The 15,198-nt window shown below is 66.1% G+C and carries 12 protein-coding genes; 9 read left to right on the top strand and 3 right to left on the bottom strand.

Annotation, left to right across the window (positions count from 1 at the left end):
* The first annotated feature begins 17 nt into the window (after positions 1-17).
* Positions 18-995, top strand: coding sequence for a dihydrodipicolinate synthase family protein (locus tag FHR37_RS13355; protein ID WP_092883279.1), 978 nt, complete (start codon positions 18-20; stop codon positions 993-995).
* A gap of 9 nt (positions 996-1,004) precedes the next feature.
* Here FHR37_RS13355 and FHR37_RS13350 read toward each other — a convergent pair whose 3' ends face one another.
* Genes FHR37_RS13350 through FHR37_RS13340 form a run of 3 tightly spaced genes read right to left on the bottom strand, consistent with a single transcriptional unit; the run spans position 1,005 to position 5,343 of the window.
* Complete coding sequence (locus tag FHR37_RS13350) at positions 1,005-2,753, bottom strand: hypothetical protein (RefSeq protein WP_092883278.1); 1,749 nt, start codon at positions 2,751-2,753, stop codon at positions 1,005-1,007.
* The gene (locus FHR37_RS13345; protein ID WP_092883277.1) at positions 2,750-3,913 is read right to left on the bottom strand and encodes a Gfo/Idh/MocA family protein; all 1,164 of its coding nucleotides are present in this window, start codon (positions 3,911-3,913) and stop codon (positions 2,750-2,752) included. The genes FHR37_RS13350 and FHR37_RS13345 overlap by 4 nt, the downstream gene beginning before the upstream one ends.
* The gene (locus tag FHR37_RS13340; RefSeq protein ID WP_139238923.1) at positions 3,913-5,343 is read right to left on the bottom strand and encodes a hypothetical protein; all 1,431 of its coding nucleotides are present in this window, start codon (positions 5,341-5,343) and stop codon (positions 3,913-3,915) included. The genes FHR37_RS13345 and FHR37_RS13340 overlap by 1 nt, the downstream gene beginning before the upstream one ends.
* Positions 5,344-5,850: 507 nt before the next feature.
* Between FHR37_RS13340 and FHR37_RS13335 the strand changes: the two genes are divergently transcribed.
* The 8 genes from FHR37_RS13335 to FHR37_RS13300 all read left to right on the top strand — a co-directional run bounded on the left by FHR37_RS13335 (position 5,851) and on the right by FHR37_RS13300 (position 15,111).
* Entirely contained in the window at positions 5,851-7,668 is a 1,818-nt protein-coding gene (locus FHR37_RS13335) for an ABC transporter substrate-binding protein (protein WP_175542496.1), read from the top strand.
* A 2-nt stretch (positions 7,669-7,670) separates the two neighbouring features.
* Positions 7,671-8,663, top strand: a complete 993-nt coding sequence (locus tag FHR37_RS13330; RefSeq protein ID WP_092883274.1) for an ABC transporter permease — start codon at positions 7,671-7,673, stop codon at positions 8,661-8,663.
* 17 nt (positions 8,664-8,680) lie between these two features.
* On the top strand, positions 8,681-9,805 hold the full coding sequence (locus FHR37_RS13325) for an ABC transporter permease (protein WP_092883273.1): 1,125 nt from the start codon (positions 8,681-8,683) through the stop codon (positions 9,803-9,805).
* Positions 9,806-9,814: 9 nt separating this feature from the next.
* Positions 9,815-10,948, top strand: a complete 1,134-nt coding sequence (locus FHR37_RS13320) for an ABC transporter ATP-binding protein (RefSeq protein WP_092883272.1) — start codon at positions 9,815-9,817, stop codon at positions 10,946-10,948.
* Complete coding sequence (locus tag FHR37_RS13315) at positions 10,945-12,027, top strand: ABC transporter ATP-binding protein (RefSeq protein WP_092883271.1); 1,083 nt, start codon at positions 10,945-10,947, stop codon at positions 12,025-12,027. The genes FHR37_RS13320 and FHR37_RS13315 overlap by 4 nt, the downstream gene beginning before the upstream one ends.
* Before the next feature lie 56 nt (positions 12,028-12,083).
* Positions 12,084-12,890, top strand: a complete 807-nt coding sequence (locus FHR37_RS33095; RefSeq protein ID WP_237768753.1) for an IclR family transcriptional regulator — start codon at positions 12,084-12,086, stop codon at positions 12,888-12,890.
* A gap of 281 nt (positions 12,891-13,171) precedes the next feature.
* The gene (locus tag FHR37_RS13305) at positions 13,172-14,425 is read left to right on the top strand and encodes a sensor histidine kinase (RefSeq protein ID WP_092883270.1); all 1,254 of its coding nucleotides are present in this window, start codon (positions 13,172-13,174) and stop codon (positions 14,423-14,425) included.
* The gene (locus tag FHR37_RS13300) at positions 14,422-15,111 is read left to right on the top strand and encodes a response regulator transcription factor (protein WP_092883269.1); all 690 of its coding nucleotides are present in this window, start codon (positions 14,422-14,424) and stop codon (positions 15,109-15,111) included. The genes FHR37_RS13305 and FHR37_RS13300 overlap by 4 nt, the downstream gene beginning before the upstream one ends.
* The last annotated feature ends 87 nt before the right edge of the window (positions 15,112-15,198 follow it).

Here is a 15,198-nt window from a genome sequence, read left to right as displayed (position 1 = left end):
CAAATGCGAGGTGGACGATGACGCCCGCGGAACAGGCGGCGACCACCACCGCGCCCAGGGTGCCGCCCGGCGATACGGCTCTGCTGGTGCGCGGGGTCTCGCCAGTGCTGGAGGTTCCCTTTACCGACGCGGGTGAGGTCGACTACACGGGTTTCGAGCGGGTGGTGAGGTACGTCCTGTCCACCGGTGTCACGAGCGTGATGTTCCCGGGCTTTGCCTCGGAGTTCCACAAACTCTCCGATGCCGAACGCGCGCGACTGGTCGACATTCTGCTGCAGCACACGCGGGACCGAGCGGACGTCGCTGCAGTGCTCGCCGTCCAGGATCACGCCACCCGGCTCGCGGTCGCCCATGCACGCAGGCTCGTCGAGGCCGGCACGGACCTGATCAATCTGCTTCCGCCGTACTTCCTCACACCGACCCCGGAAGCCGTCCGCACGCACGTCCGTGCCGTGCTGGAGGCGGTGGCGCCGACCCCGGTCGTACTCCAGTACGCGCCTCATCAGACCGGCACCAGCCTTGACGCGGCCACGATCTCCGGGCTCGCCCGCGAGCATTCGAACCTGGCATTGGTCAAGGTGGAGTCGACACCACCTGGTGCGTTCATCGCAGCCTTGGGTGCGCAGGATCCGGCGCTTCCGGCGGTGGTGGGCTACGCGGGCGTGCAGCTTCCGGACGCCCTTCGACGCGGAGCCGTCGGCCTGCAGCCGGGCTGCTCGGTGACCGAGATCTACGTCGAGATCTGGCGTCTGTTCGAGCGGGGCGACCGTGTCGAGGCGCTGGACCTCCATCGGCGTCTGTTGCCGTACATCTCCTACTGGATGCTCGACACCGAGTTGATCATCGCTGCGGAGAAGCTGGTCTCCGTCCGGCGTGGCCTGTTCGAAAGTGCCCACTGCCGAGCCCCAGCCCACCGACTGGACGCCGAGGAGATCGCGATGATCGACCGGCTGCTGGAGGAGTTCGCCGACCTGCTCCCGCCGCTGGGCAACTGACGGGGAAGCTCAGCACGTTTCGACAGTGATCTCGTGGGGGGACGCCCGGTCGTGCTCGACGCTGATCGGGATCAGGCTGCACGACCAACCGAAGACATCAATGCCGGTCACCGGGACGACCTCGGTGTCGACGGTGGCTCTGGACACCCGGTCGGATGCAACCGGCAACAGGATCGTCAACGAGCCGGTGGGGGACTTGCCGGTCACTCGGTAACGAAGAACGCCGTCTGTGCACGTGGCGGCGCTGATGCGGGCCTGGTCCCGTGCCACCACGAAGTCGGCCCACTCGAAGGCGCTCCAGATCGGCATCCTGAGCTCACTTGCAGCCTGCCAGCACAGCTCCATGTAGGCCCGGGAGTAGGTGAAGAACGACACCGGGTGGGAGAGCATGGACAGCGGGCTGAAGTAGCGAGTGACCTTGTCCTCCATCAGCTTCCGGGTGAGGTGTGCCTGTCCCCGTGGATCCGCTGAGAGCAGACCCTTGACGGCGAGGTCGTCGTAGGCCTGGGTGGACTGCTGGAAGCAGTTCACGACGGTGCCGTCGGCGTCGACGAACCTCACCGGACGCGCGGAGCCGGTGAGGTACTGCAACCAGGAAGGCCCGGCACCGACGGAGTTCAGGTCCATACGGACACCGAGTTCGGCGTAGAGCTTCGGCAGGTCGACGTAGCCCTTCCAGGCAAGGCAGTGGTTGCGGTTGGTGGTCGGGACACCGCCGCCGTAGTGGCGATCGAAGTCTGCGAGGTCCTTACGCACCAGGTCGAGGATCACCTCTTCAGGGTCCTCGCCACCGAAGGAGGGGTCGGACGGGTCGTGGTGGACGCCGAACGAGTGCCCGCGGGCACGCCACTCCGCGACCTTTTCCGGAGAGGCGACGGTGCCCCTGGACGTGCCCGACATGAGGTAGACGGTGATCTTCCCGCCGTGGGCATCGACCGCACCGAGCAGTGTGTCGAAGTGTTCCGATGCCGACCAGTCGTCATCGGAGTCGAGAACGAGAACGCTCCTGTGGACGGGCTCCGGGTAGTACCACATCCGAGCTTGTGGGAACGTCGCCATCTGGTTGACCGCGTTGACCAGCATCGCGGCGTGAAGATCGGCCTGCGGCAGATGCCAGCATCCGGAGTCCGCGTAGCCGGTCAGCAGGTCCTGGATGCGGTACGGCTCGCCTGCGCCGAGGCCCCGTCCACCCACTCGGTCCGGGTCGCCCTGCCGAATCAACGAAACGGCCTGGGCCAGGTCGTAGGTGAACACGACAACATGGCCGTCTCCGAACGGCAACTCGACGATCGCGGGAAATGACGTCGCCGTGCCGATGTCGGCGTACAGTCGTGCGACCGTCAGGGCATCTGCCGGCAGGGCTTCGGGTGCGTAGGCGTCCGCGGGTAGGTGGGTCTCGATCGGCTCCTGGGGCAACCCGCTCGCGATCGGGCTGGTGTCGCTCGGGCGGACGTATGCCGGCGCCACCATGGTCGAAGCTGACCTCAGCCCGAGGGCACGGGCCAGGTAGTAGGAGGGCCGTACGAGTACCAGCCGTCCACCACCCTCGGCGAAAGCGCGCAGCCGGGCGGTCTGCACCTTGGAAGGACGCGACCGCGCGACCACTACGGCTGCGAACTCCGTAAGGTCGTGGAGTCGCGGGCTGCGCAAACCGATGATCTCGAGGTCCGCGAGGCCCTCCGCACGGAGGATCTCCGCCAGGTAGCGGCCGAACTTCCCGACGTCCTGTTCGTCGGCGACGATCACGGCGACAGTCACGGCGCTTGTCCCGGTGTTCGAGTCGGCCCTGGTCGGAAGTCCGGAACCTCGAGCAGAACGCTGCCGGCGGCCATCGACCGGGCTGCCAGCACGGCCGGAGCTGCTGTGTCCACCGCCTGGTACACGTCGAACGACGGCTGGCGGCCTGCGAAAACGGCGTCTCGGAAAGAGACGTGGGTGTAGTAGTCCGCGTCACCGTGACCACTGCCGTGTGCCTCGGCAGGAGCATCGGTGCGTTCGTACCGCCAGTCGACGTCGGCGAGGTCGTGCATCTGCGCGTCCGTCAGCCACACCTTCGGTCGGTCGCGGTTGCTACGGGTCCACTCGACCCGCCCACCCGTGCCGATGAGTTGGTACCAGTGCCAGTTGCCGGGCGGGTGTGGCTGGGCGAAGCTCGCCGCCATCCGCAGGATGGTCCCCTTCCTGGTCCGCATCAGTGCCACCTGCATGTCGGATTGGGCGATCAGGGGGTTCGCCACGCTCGGTGACTCGGTACTCATCCCCACCACCTCGGTGACACGGTCGTCGAGGATCCTCAGCATCGGGCTCAGTTCGTGTGGCAGGTAGTGGATCGGCGGCATCTGCTGCGCCCACGTGGGCAGGGCATCCGGGCGCTCGGAGATCCCGTCTGGTCCCATCAGCTCACCGGATCGAGGGTCCTGGAACATCCCCTCTGTGTAGTGGTGGAAGTACTGCCCCTCGCCGAGGGTGACGCGGCCGAGTCGGCCGGAGGACACGAGGTCGCGCCAGGCGTCGACGAAGCCCCAATACCGCGTCTGCTCGGCCAGTTGGTAGGTCATGCCGCTCCGCTCGACCGCAAGCACGAGCCGCCAGCAGTCCTCGACGCTGTGCGCCGCCGGCACCTCCGCATGGACGTGCTTTCCCGCATCGAGGGCCCGTGCGGCGAGCAAACCCTGGTCCCGGCTCCTGACCGTGAGCGCCACCGCATCGACGGAAGGATCTTGAAGCACGTCGTCGTAGTCGCTGTACGTGTGCACGGATGCCGGATCCTCGGTGCGGGACAGTGCGGCCTGGTGCAGGGCCTCGATCCGATCGCACAAGGCCGTGATCCGGTATCCCGGAATGCGCGCCAGCAGCGGGATCCACGTCAAGAGGGCCCGAGGACCGAGACCGACGACGCCGACGCGGATCTCGTCCATCAGGTGCCGGCCGCGCCTGCGTGGGCGTGGTACTCGGCGGCTACCGCGGCGAAGGAGCTCTGCGGACGGTCGGGGATGAAGATATCGATGCTCGGGACCGGGACGCCGTGGCTGGAGTCGAGTGTCCAGCCATCTGTTGTCTCGAATCCCGGGTTGTCGACGGTGAACCCCAGCGTCTCGATGTGATCGAATCCCACGTCGACGGGGAAGATCTCGTCCCCTCCCCGGCCCTGGAGGAGGCGGAACGTCAAGGTTGCGCTGGTCCTGCCGCGCAGCCGTTCGGTCACGTCGAGGGGGCCGTGAAGTGTGGAACACTGCTGCCACAGAGCGAAGCCGTGGTGGCGGACATCCTCGGACCAGATCAGCTCGCCGTCGAGCAGCACCTGCTTGACGTGCTTGCCGGGGCTGCCGACCAGTCCACTGAAGACGTCGTTGTGCCAGAACGAGAGTTCGTGTCGTGGCGCGTCCGGGTCGACCCGGACGTCCTGTGAAGCCTGGGCGTAAGCCCCTTCCTGTGTGCGGACAGGGGGGACCAGCAGACTGAGGCGCCCGTTACCGTACATCGCCTTGTTGGTGGAGGAGATGGTCGGCGCGTTGTCGAGTTGCAGCCCGTACGCCGTGACGCCGGCGATCTTGCCGGCTCGGGCGTACTCGAGCCCGGTGCGAACCGCCGAGGCACAGTAGTCGGGTCCGGGTTCGTTCCATGCGTCGAGGAAGCGACCCGTGTACACGAGCAGGACGACGTCGAGGTCCCACGGATGCACGGCGGCGCGGATCTCGTCCAGGCATGGTCCGGCGCTGTCGGCGACGACGGTGTTGAGGTTCCGCCCGTCCAGGAACGGATAGAGCACGAGGTCCAGGTAGGGGCCGTACTTTGCGAGGAACCCCGGATCGGTCGCCGCGTGGAAGTAGGTGCAGAGGTAGAAGGCCAGGTCAGGGTTGATGTCCTGAGCCACCTTGCGCAGCTGTGCGACGTACTCGGTGGTGAAGGTCTCCTGGTTGAACTCGAAGTCGTCGATGCCCCACGCCTTCACGTTCGGATACGCGACAGAGAGCTCGGCGCAGGCGCGGGCCCAGGCCACGTAGTCCATCACGTAGGGCCGTGAAGCGCGGCCTCCGTCGCGGGAGGTCTCGCTGGGAGGAACGAGATAGACCCAGACGTCGATATCCACATCCGCGGCGGCCGGCGCGAACTCGAGCCGCAGGTCGTCCCAGTCGGTAGGGGAGTCCCACACCCCGTAGATGTAGGTGTTGGCCCCGAGATCCAGCAGCTTCTGGATCATCGCGGGTGTGTCGACGTGGCGGTAGCCGTCCGTGCGTGGAGACGGCTCCCGCAGCGTCGCGCCGACGGTGTTGCCCCCGCACTGGGAGGCTCTGATGCCGCCGGTCGGGATCAGGCCGGACAGTCGTGAGTTGCCTACTTCGGTCATGCCGACCTCCTGGCACGGGCGGCTCGTCATCCAACGGGATTTCGTAGATGCAACTCAATTCTTGAAGGATGCTAGAGACAGTACGTGAGCCAGGCAAGGGCTCTCCTGCATCGAAACCTTGGTGGAAGCCCAGTTTCGGCACCTTCGAAAGTTCGGTCACTCGAAGGCTGTGCAGCCGTCCGTCCCAGAGGTAACATCTCGCATCTCGTAGATGTATCTGCTATCTCGAATGATCGTTCCAGCCACTCACGTTTCGGAGCTGCACTGCCTGCCGGCAGGCCCTTGGCAGGCGTCGTGGAGTAGGTGAACCGGCTTGGACACGACGCTCCGCCCGGAACACGAGGAGGGCTCATGGTGGCATCGAGGATCTCCCGCAGGGACTTGCTACGTGCCGGCGGCGTAGCCACACTTGGCGCCTGCACCCTTACCGGCTGCTCGTTCCTCTCCACGAACCCCGACAAGGGACCTGGGCCGACGGCTGCGGCGAAGGGAGCGAAGGAAGCGCCCATGCTCGCGGCGCAGGTCAAGGCTGGGAAGCTGCCGAAGCTTACAGAGCGGCTCCCGAAGGATCCCATGGTGGTGAAGCCGCAGAGCGAACTCGGCACGTTCGGCGGGACGATGCAGCGTGGACAGATCGACCTGAACAACGACGGCCTGCAGTACATGGGTTGGGCCGGACTCGTCGAGTGGACTCCCACCACCCCACCGACCCCGGGGCCGGGGCTCGCGAAGTCATGGGAGATCGAGGACGGCGGACGCGCGTACGTGTTTCACCTACGTGACGGAGTCCGGTGGTCGGACGGCAAGCCCTTCACGACCGACGACATCATGTACGTCTACGAGCACGTCTACTCGAACAAGGAACTGGCTCCGGTCTTCCCTGCCTGGCTGTCTCCGGGAGGCAAGCCAGCGAAGTTCGTCCAGGTCGACAAGACCACCTTCCGGATCGAGTTCGCGGCACCGAACGGACTGCTGCTGAAGTACATGTCCTTCGTAGGCACCTTCGTGGGCGCCAACCCGTTCCTCCAGCCCAAGCACTACATGAGCAGGTTCCATCCCGACATCGCCGGGAAGGACGCGGTTCAGTCCGCCCTTAAGAAGGAGAACTTCTCGGCCTGGGTCGACTTCTACCACTCCAGGCACGACCACTGGCGGAACCCCGGCCTTCCGGTGCTCGGCCCGTGGCGGATCACCAAGCCGGCGAAGGGCAACAACGCCACCGCGGAGAGGAACCCCTACTACTGGAAGGTCGACCCCGAGGGCCGGCAGCTGCCTTACATCGACCGGGCCGTCTACACGTTCCTCGATCAAGAGGCTTTCGGACTACGCGCGGCCAACGGGCAGGTGGACCTCGCGGCGTGGGACCTCAGCTACCAGTCGGCACCGATGCTGATCAAGAACCAGAAGGACAAGGGCTACCGCTTCCTGCGCTGGAAGCCCGACGGTCTGTTCCACGCGGTGAACCTGAACCAGAGCCACCCCGACCCGGTACTGCGTGAGCTGTTCCAGGACATCAACTTCCGGGCTGGTGTCTCCCACGCCATCAACCGCGAGGAGATGCGGGACTCGCTGTTCTCCGGGCAGGGGTCCTTCCAGCAGCCCTGCGCACAACCGGAGGACCCGTACTTCGTCAAGGGCATGGGCCAGCGCTTCGTGGCGTTCGACGAGGCCAAGGCGAACGACTACCTGGACAAGGCCGGGCTCACCAAACGCGGCGGCGACGGCATGCGCCTGCGCCCCGACGGGAAACCGATGAAGCTCGTCGCCCAGACTTTCACCATCGGCGTCGGTGTGCCCAGCGTCAGCATCCTCGAGTTCGTGAAGCGCTACTGGGCCAAGGTCGGCATCGACATAGCGATCAAAAACATCTCGTCCGAGCTGTGGTACGCCAGCATCTGGCACGGCGACTTCGACCTGAACTGCTACGTGCCGGCCGGCTACCTGTGGGACATCGACTCGCTGTGGTACATCCCCACCAACGGCCTCACCTACTGGGCCCCGAAGTACGGAAACTGGTACTCCGACCCCAAGGGCAAGTTCTCGATGAAGCCGGAGGGCGAGATCCGGCAGCTGCAGGTGCTGTACGACGAACTGGTCCAGCAGGCCGACGACGATCGGCGCCTCGCGATCGGCCGGGAGATCCTCAAGCTGCACGACAAGAACGTCTGGATCATCAACACCGTCAAGTCGGCCTTCGCCCCAGTCGTGGTGAGCGACGACCTGGGCAACGTTCGCGAAGACGCGGTGGCGAGCTACCGAACGCTGTACGAGGCGGCGACCGACCTGTCCCAGCTCTACTTCAGGCACCCCGAACGGCACACCTGAGCATGGGGCGCTACCTGCTCCGCCGATTCGTCTACATGATCCCGACGGTGTTCCTGATCTCGTTGGTGTCGTTCGCGATCATTCAGCTACCGCCGGGTGACTACCTGACCACTGTGGTGGCCAACCTGTCGCGCAGCGGGCAGACCGTCGACCCGGCGCAGCTGGCAGCACTGAAGCAGCGTTACGCACTCGACCAGCCCCTGGTCGCGCAGTACGCCAAGTGGATCAGCAACATCGTCCTGCACGGGGACTTCGGCCAATCCTTCGAGCACGGCCGCTCGGTCGCCTCACTCCTGGCTGAGCGGCTGCCGCTCACTCTGGCACTGGGCATCGCGACATTCCTGTTCACGTGGGCCGTCGCGCTCCCGGCAGGAATCTACTCAGCGGTGCGAAAGTACTCGGTCGGCGACTACCTCATGACAGCGATCGCCTTCGTCGGTATCGCCGTACCAGGCTTCCTGCTGGCGCTCACCGTCGCGTACATCCAGTTCCGTTACTTCGACAAGAGCGTCGGGGGGCTCCTGTCCCCGGACTACGTCGACGCTCGGTGGAACCTCGGCAAGGTCCTTGACCTCCTGGACCACCTGTGGCTGCCGATCGTCGTACTCTCACTCGGGGGTATCGGAGGGACGATCCGCGTGCTCCGGGCCAACCTGCTGGACGAGCTCCGCAAGCCCTACGTCGTCACCGGCAGGGCCCGCGGCCTGTCCGAACGCAAACTGATCGCGAACTATCCGGTCCGGGTGGCGCTGAACCCCTTCATCGCCACGATCGGCTGGCTCATCCCCGCTCTCTTCGACGGCGAAGTGCTCGTGGCGACCGTACTCGGGCTGCAGACGACGGGACCGTTGCTGCTCGGCGCCCTGCAGAGCCAGGACATGTACCTCGCCGGAAGCATCATCTTCATCGCATGCGTCCTCACCGTGATCGGAACCCTGATCTCGGACATTCTTCTTGCGCTCGTCGACCCGCGGATCCGCGAAGGCCAGTACTAGGAACAGGAGGGAGGGCCATGACCGCCGTGACAGACGGGCCGTCGCCGACCGGACAGACGTCGAGTGAGATCTATGTCGCTCCTCAACGCAAGCTGATCTGGTGGCGCTTCCGGAAGAACCGGTTGGCTGTCGCCGGCGCGGTCGCTCTCGGCCTCATCTACCTCCTGGCCGCCTTCTGTGAGTTCTGGGCGCCGGCCACACCGGACACCTATCGTGCGACCTACAGCTACGCGCCCCCTCAGCGGATCCACGTGTCGTTCCAGGGTGGTCTGCACTTCTTCGTCGACGACTACAGGTCACAGGTAAGCGGGAAGACCCTGCTGCGAGAGTTCACACCCGATCCCAGCCGGCGGGTCGCCCTTCGCTTCTTCCCTCACGGCGAGAAGTACAAGCTGTGGGGCGCTTTCCCTACCACGGTCCACTTCTTCGGACCGGCGCAGGCCGGACACCCGTTCTACCCCCTCGGCGCCGACGAGCAGGGACGTGACCTACTGACCAGGCTGATCTACGGGAGCCGGATCTCGATGTCGGTCGGCCTGATCGGAGTCGGTCTCGGACTCGTGCTGGGCACCGCCCTCGGCGGAGTGTCCGGCTACTTCGGCGGGATCACCGACACGTTGATCCAGCGGGTCATCGAGTTCATCATGTCGGTGCCGACCCTACCCCTGTGGCTCGGCCTGGCGGCGGCCGTGCCACCCGGGTGGGGCCCGATCAAGACGTACTTCGCGATCACCCTGATCCTCTCGCTGATCGGCTGGACCGGCCTGGCCCGAGTGATCCGCAGCCGCTTCCTGCAGATCAGGTCCGAGGACTACGTTCTCGCCGCGGAGTTGGACGGTGTGCGGCGGTCACGAATCATCGGCCGCCACATGTTGCCAGCGTTCACCAGCCACATCATCGCCACCCTCACTCTGTCCATCCCGGGCATGATCCTCGGCGAGACCGCCCTGTCGTTCCTCGGTCTTGGACTGCAGCCACCCGTGGTGAGCTGGGGAGTCCTCCTGCAGGACGCACAGAACATCAGGGTCCTCTCGACAGCACCGTGGTTACTGCTCTCGGGGGCCGCCGTCGTGGTCGCGGTCGTGGCGCTGAACTTCCTGGGTGACGGCCTACGCGACGCCGCCGATCCCTACGACAGCTGAGGAGGGTAGATGCCAGGCGAACTTCCGCCGCTGCTGAGTGTTCGAGGCCTGAGAACCGGCTTCGACCTCGACGAGGGCCATGTACGGGCGGTCGACGGCGTCGACCTCACCGTGCGAAGCGGCCACACGTTGTGCGTCGTAGGTGAGTCGGGATGCGGCAAGAGCATCACCGCCAGGTCGATCCTCCAACTGGTGGAACGCCCAGGCCGAATCATCGAGGGTCGAGTGCTCTACCGACTCGGTGAAGACCACCCTCTCCTGAAGGCTCCGCACCCATCTCGACAGGATCGCGCAGCGGTGCAGGCCGCCAGTGACGGCACGCTCGACCTGGCACGCCTCGATCCGAAGGGAACCGCGATCCGGGCCATCCGCGGCAGCGAAATCGCGATGATCTTCCAGGAGCCGATGGTCTCGCTGAGTCCCGTCCACACGATCGGGCACCAGATCGCGGAGAATATCCGCACCCACGAAGAGGTGACCAAGAAGGAAGCGCGAGAGCGAACCATCGACGAACTCCGAAGGGTCGGTATCCCGCGACCGGAGCGTAGGTTCGACTCCTACACCTTCCAGCTCTCCGGCGGGATGCGACAGCGCGCGATGATCGCGATGGCGCTGGCGTGTCGACCGAAGCTGCTCATCGCCGACGAGCCCACCACCGCCCTCGACGTCACCACTCAGGCTCAGATCCTCGAACTCATTCAGGAACTTCAGGAGCAGCTTGACATGGCGGTGATGCTGATCACCCACGATCTGGGAGTAGTGGCCGAGGTTGCCGACGAGGTGGCCGTCATGTACCTCGGCCTCGTCGTCGAGCAGTGCGGTGTCGACGACCTCTTCCACGATCCGCGGCATCCGTACACCAGGGCTCTCTTGGACTCGATACCGACGGTGGGCCCCAGGGCCAAACGCAGACTCGCGGCGATCCGCGGCATGGTTCCCCATCCGTACGACCGACCGGTGGGTTGCCCCTTCCACACTCGCTGCGTTTCCGCGATGCCGGGTGTGTGCGATGCCGTCGTACCGCCCACGCTGACGGTCACAAGGGCTGACGGGACCGTGGACCGCGCGGTCCGATGTCTGTTGTACGACTCCGCCGAGTCGGTGCGGAGAGGGCCGATCAGGGCCGGGGAGGCGGGGCGATGACCGCGCTGGAAGAACACTCGGACAAGGGGCGGGGTGCCGGCTCAAGCAGACCTGACACCGACGACGAGGCGCTGCTCGCAGTCAGGAACCTCTCGATGAGCTTCCACGTGTCGCGTGGCTTCCTCGGTATGGGTGGTCGGATGACCGTCAACGCGGTCACCGACGTTGACCTGACGATCAGGCGGGGGGAGACGCTTGGTCTGGTGGGGGAGTCAGGCTGCGGCAAGACGACGCTGGGGCGCTGCGTCCTGCGAGCGTACAAGCCGACATCGGGCACTCTGGCGTATCGGCGCGAGGACGGGAACGTGGTCGATCTTGCCGGGCTGAGCCGAAGCGAACTCCATCCCTACCGCCGGCAGATCCGCACCATCTTCCAGGATCCGAACTCCTCGCTCAACCCGCGCATGACGGTGCTCCAGATCGTCGCGGAACCCTTGCTGGCCCATGGGCTGGCCAAGGGAGACGACCTCAAGGACTGGGTCGCGGAGACGTTGCGGCTCGTGGGCCTGCGCCCGGAGTTCATGCGCCGGTACCCGCACGCGTTCTCAGGCGGTGAGCGTCAGCGCATCGGCATCGCGCGGGCGCTCATAACCCAGCCACGGCTGGTGGTGGCCGACGAGGCAGTCTCGGCTCTCGACGTGTCGATTCGCAGTCAAATCCTCAATCTGCTCGAGGACCTGCAGGAGCAGTTCGGACTCACGTACGTCTTCGTCTCGCATGACCTGTCGGTAATCCAGCACCTGTGCGACCGCGTGGCAGTCATGTATCTGGGCCGCATCGTCGAGGAAGCCGTCACCGACGACCTGTTCTCCCACCCACGTCACCCTTACACCGAGACGCTGTTGCGCGCCCTGCCACTACCGGATCCGCGGCTTCGCGGCGCCAAGAAACGCATCCCGCTCCGGGGTGAGGTACCGGACCCAGCGCAACCACCTTCAGGATGCACCTTCCACCCGCGCTGCCCGTACGCCGCGGACAGGTGCGATTCCGAGGAACCGGAACTCGCGCCGGTGGGTGGCGACCGCACGTCGCGGTGCCACTACTCCGCCACCCTGGACCTCATGGGCGTCACCGCCTAGGCGACGGCCGCCACTAACATTTCCGAGATACTGAAAATAGCAACGAGGAGGGCCGCGTGGGCGCGGAACCAAACCCCCGGGCGGCGTCCCCTTCGACGGATCGCGCGCTGCGGGTCCTGGAGACTCTGGTCCAGGCCGAGAGCTCACTGACGTTGACGATGCTCGCGCAGGAAGCCGGCGTACCGCTCGCAACCTGCGCGTCGATCGTGCAGACCTTCGAGGAGCGAGGCTACGCAAACCGGCAGGTCGTCGGCCGAAGCCACTTCTGGCAACCGACGCTTCGGCTGTACGCCATGGCAACTCGCCTCGTGCGCAAGATCGACCCGACCAACGTCTCCCGCCAGCATCTTCGTTCGCTGAGCGACAAGGTCGGCATGCCGGCCCACCTGGGGGCACTGGACGGTGCGACGATCGTCTACGTCGCCAAGGCCGCGACACCGGGCTTCGTCCAGTTCGACACCTTTGTCGGGAAGGTCGCGCCCTTCAACCTGACAGCCCTGGGCCGAGCGATCGCCGCCTACCTGCCGGAGTCGGAGCTTGTGTCGCTACTTGACCACCTGGCTCCCGGCGCCGGTCCTCGAGCGCGACGACCAAGTGTTCGGGCTTTCCGGCGGGAGCTTGCCGAGACGCGCGAGCGCGGTTACGCGTTCGAGGACGAGGAGGAACAAGCCGAGATCAGCTGTGTCGCCGCTCCGGTGTTCGACGCCGGCGATCGGGTAGCGTACGCCGTCGGTGTGACCGGCTTCTCAAGCGAGTTCTCCGGAGCCAAGCTCCATACGGTGGCTGCCGCCGTTCGGCAGACAGCGAGTGCGATCTCTTCCGAACTCGGCTCCCTGGTTCCGCCACAGCGGACCCTCACCTGATCCGCAGCGCGGAGGCGCGCCGCTCCGGTCCACGCCGTGTCGCTGACTGGCTGCCGGCGAACTGCCGCTCGAACTCGTCCGCCAAGTCGGGCGGCCTGGATATAGCGGGGGGTCGGGGCCAGGGGCGCGAAGTGCCGAGGTCGCGGGCGCCTCCTCCGACCGTGGATTCCTCGCCTACGCAGATCTGCGTAGGCGACCGGTGCCTGATCGCGCTTGCCGTCGTAGCTGGTTGCGCAGCTGGTAGGAGCTGGGGAACGGTGCGGGAGCCCTAGGATCTCGGTATGCAACGCCAAGTCGAGTCGTTCCGTGTGCCGGTCCGGGTACAAGATGCGTTGCTTGCACTTTTCGTCACGGTCATGCAGGTTCAGGGCGCCGTCGCCCTCGGTGCGGACAAGGTCTCGGCCCGGCCGCTTACCGATCTGGGCTACCTCGGATACGTGCTTTTGGTCGCCAGCGGTGTGGTGATCGCGTTCCGGCGCCGGTGGCCGCTGGCGGTATTCGTCACGACTGCGTTGGCCAGCCTGGTCTACTACGGCTTCGACTTCCCGGATGCGCCCGGCTGGCTCGGCCTGTTCGTCGCCTTGTACACCCTCGCCGCCTACGGTGACGGGCGCCGGTCGCTCCTGATCGCCGGCGGGGGCATCGCCGTGCTGGCCACGAGTTGGCTGGTCGCCGCGGCCGACATCGAACCCAGGGCCGCGATCGGCTGGGTGTTCTTCCGGATCGGAGCGTCGGTGATGAGCGTGGCTCTCGGCGAGTCGGTCCGGTCCCGGCGGTTCATAGCGGCCGAGGCCCAGGCCCGAGCTGAGCGGGCTGAGCAGACTCGCGAGGAGGAAGCGCGCGCTCGGGTTGACGCCGAGCGGCTGCGGATCGCGCGCGAGGTGCACGACACGGTCGCTCACGCCATCGCGATCATCAACATTCAGGCCGGGGTCACCGCACACGTGCTCGACAAGCGGCCGGAACGCGCGCGGGAAACGTTGGTGGCCATTGCGCAGACCAGCTCCGAGGCGCTGCGGGAAATGCGGGCCATCCTTGGAGTGCTCCGGGACGCGGGCGACGGGCGAGGGCCGCACCCGGGCCTGGGGCAGATCAGCGAGCTCACCGCGAAGGCGCGCGATGCCGGGCTGGACATCAAGCTCGAGGCGACTTCGCCAACCCCTTCACTGCCGAGCGCGGTCGGCAGTGCCGCTTACCGGATCTTGCAGGAATCGATCACCAACGTGATTCGCCACGTCGGCCCGACCCGGGTGACTGTTGCGCTCAACTACGGCATCGACGCCTTGGAACTCCGCGTGATCAACGAGGCGTGTCACGCCCCAGCCCCTCACTCCGCCGGCTCGCAACCGCCACCCCAGCTCCCGACCGACAATCGTGCCGGTAGCTCGGCCGAACCACCGGGCCGCGGCATCCTCGGGATGCGGGAGCGCTGTCAGCTGCTCGGCGGAGAGCTGCTCGCAGGGCGACGTCCAGACGGCGGGTTCGAGGTGCAGGCACGGCTGCCCCTGGCACCAAGCGGAACCACTCACCTATGAACGCAGCAACCGCACCGCAAGGCACCATGCCGATCAAGGTTCTTCTTGCCGACGACGAACTGCTCGTGCGATCCGGTTTCAAGGTCCTCCTCGACCTCGAAGACGACATCACGGTGGTTGCCGAAGCCACCAACGGCGCCGAAGCGGTCGAGCGGGCCCGCACCACCCGCCCCGACGTTGTGCTCATGGACATCCGCATGCCCAAGCTGGACGGAATCCAGGCCACCGACCAGATCGGCAGGACACCCGGACTGGAACACGTTCACGTCCTGATCCTCACGACCTACGACACCGACGCGTACGTCTTCGAAGCGCTGCAGGCGGGGGCCAGCGGCTTCCTGCTCAAGGACGCCGGACCGGCCGAGCTCCTGCACGCCATCCGAGTGGTCGCTGCCGGGGACGCACTGCTCGCACCACGGATCACCCGGCGCCTCATTGCCCAGTTCGCCGCGCAACGAACAGCCACCCATGCCGGGCAGGAACGACTCGCTCCGCTGACCCAGCGCGAACGGGAGGTCCTGGCCCTGGTCGGACAGGGCCTGAGCAACGATGAAATCGGTGCCGAACTCTTCCTCAGCCCCGCCACCGCCCGCACCCATGTCAGCCACGCCATGGTCAAACTAGCTGCTCGCGACCGTGCGCAACTCGTCGTCATCGCCTACCAGACCGGACTCGTCAGCCCGTAGGCATAGGGGCCACCCGTTCATGCGGGTGATGGATCAGGTGAGTGCGGAACGCACGCGTTCGTAGGAACCGCACTCGGAACCCTGCCG

The organism is Actinopolymorpha cephalotaxi (genome assembly GCF_013408535.1).
Classification (GTDB): domain Bacteria; phylum Actinomycetota; class Actinomycetes; order Propionibacteriales; family Actinopolymorphaceae; genus Actinopolymorpha; species Actinopolymorpha cephalotaxi.
This window is presented reverse-complemented; position numbering and strand designations above follow the sequence as displayed.

Coding starts and splice junctions, on each gene's coding strand:
- FHR37_RS13300 (WP_092883269.1), top strand. CDS start 14,422: ATGAACGCAGCAACCGCACCGCAAGGCACCATGCCGATCAAGGTTCTT.
- FHR37_RS13305 (WP_092883270.1), top strand. CDS start 13,172: ATGCAACGCCAAGTCGAGTCGTTCCGTGTGCCGGTCCGGGTACAAGAT.
- FHR37_RS13325 (WP_092883273.1), top strand. CDS start 8,681: ATGACCGCCGTGACAGACGGGCCGTCGCCGACCGGACAGACGTCGAGT.
- FHR37_RS13335 (WP_175542496.1), top strand. CDS start 5,851: ATGCTCGCGGCGCAGGTCAAGGCTGGGAAGCTGCCGAAGCTTACAGAG.
- FHR37_RS13355 (WP_092883279.1), top strand. CDS start 18: ATGACGCCCGCGGAACAGGCGGCGACCACCACCGCGCCCAGGGTGCCG.
- FHR37_RS13320 (WP_092883272.1), top strand. CDS start 9,815: ATGCCAGGCGAACTTCCGCCGCTGCTGAGTGTTCGAGGCCTGAGAACC.
- FHR37_RS13340 (WP_139238923.1), bottom strand. CDS start 5,343: ATGACCGAAGTAGGCAACTCACGACTGTCCGGCCTGATCCCGACCGGC.
- FHR37_RS13345 (WP_092883277.1), bottom strand. CDS start 3,913: ATGGACGAGATCCGCGTCGGCGTCGTCGGTCTCGGTCCTCGGGCCCTC.
- FHR37_RS13330 (WP_092883274.1), top strand. CDS start 7,671: ATGGGGCGCTACCTGCTCCGCCGATTCGTCTACATGATCCCGACGGTG.
- FHR37_RS13315 (WP_092883271.1), top strand. CDS start 10,945: ATGACCGCGCTGGAAGAACACTCGGACAAGGGGCGGGGTGCCGGCTCA.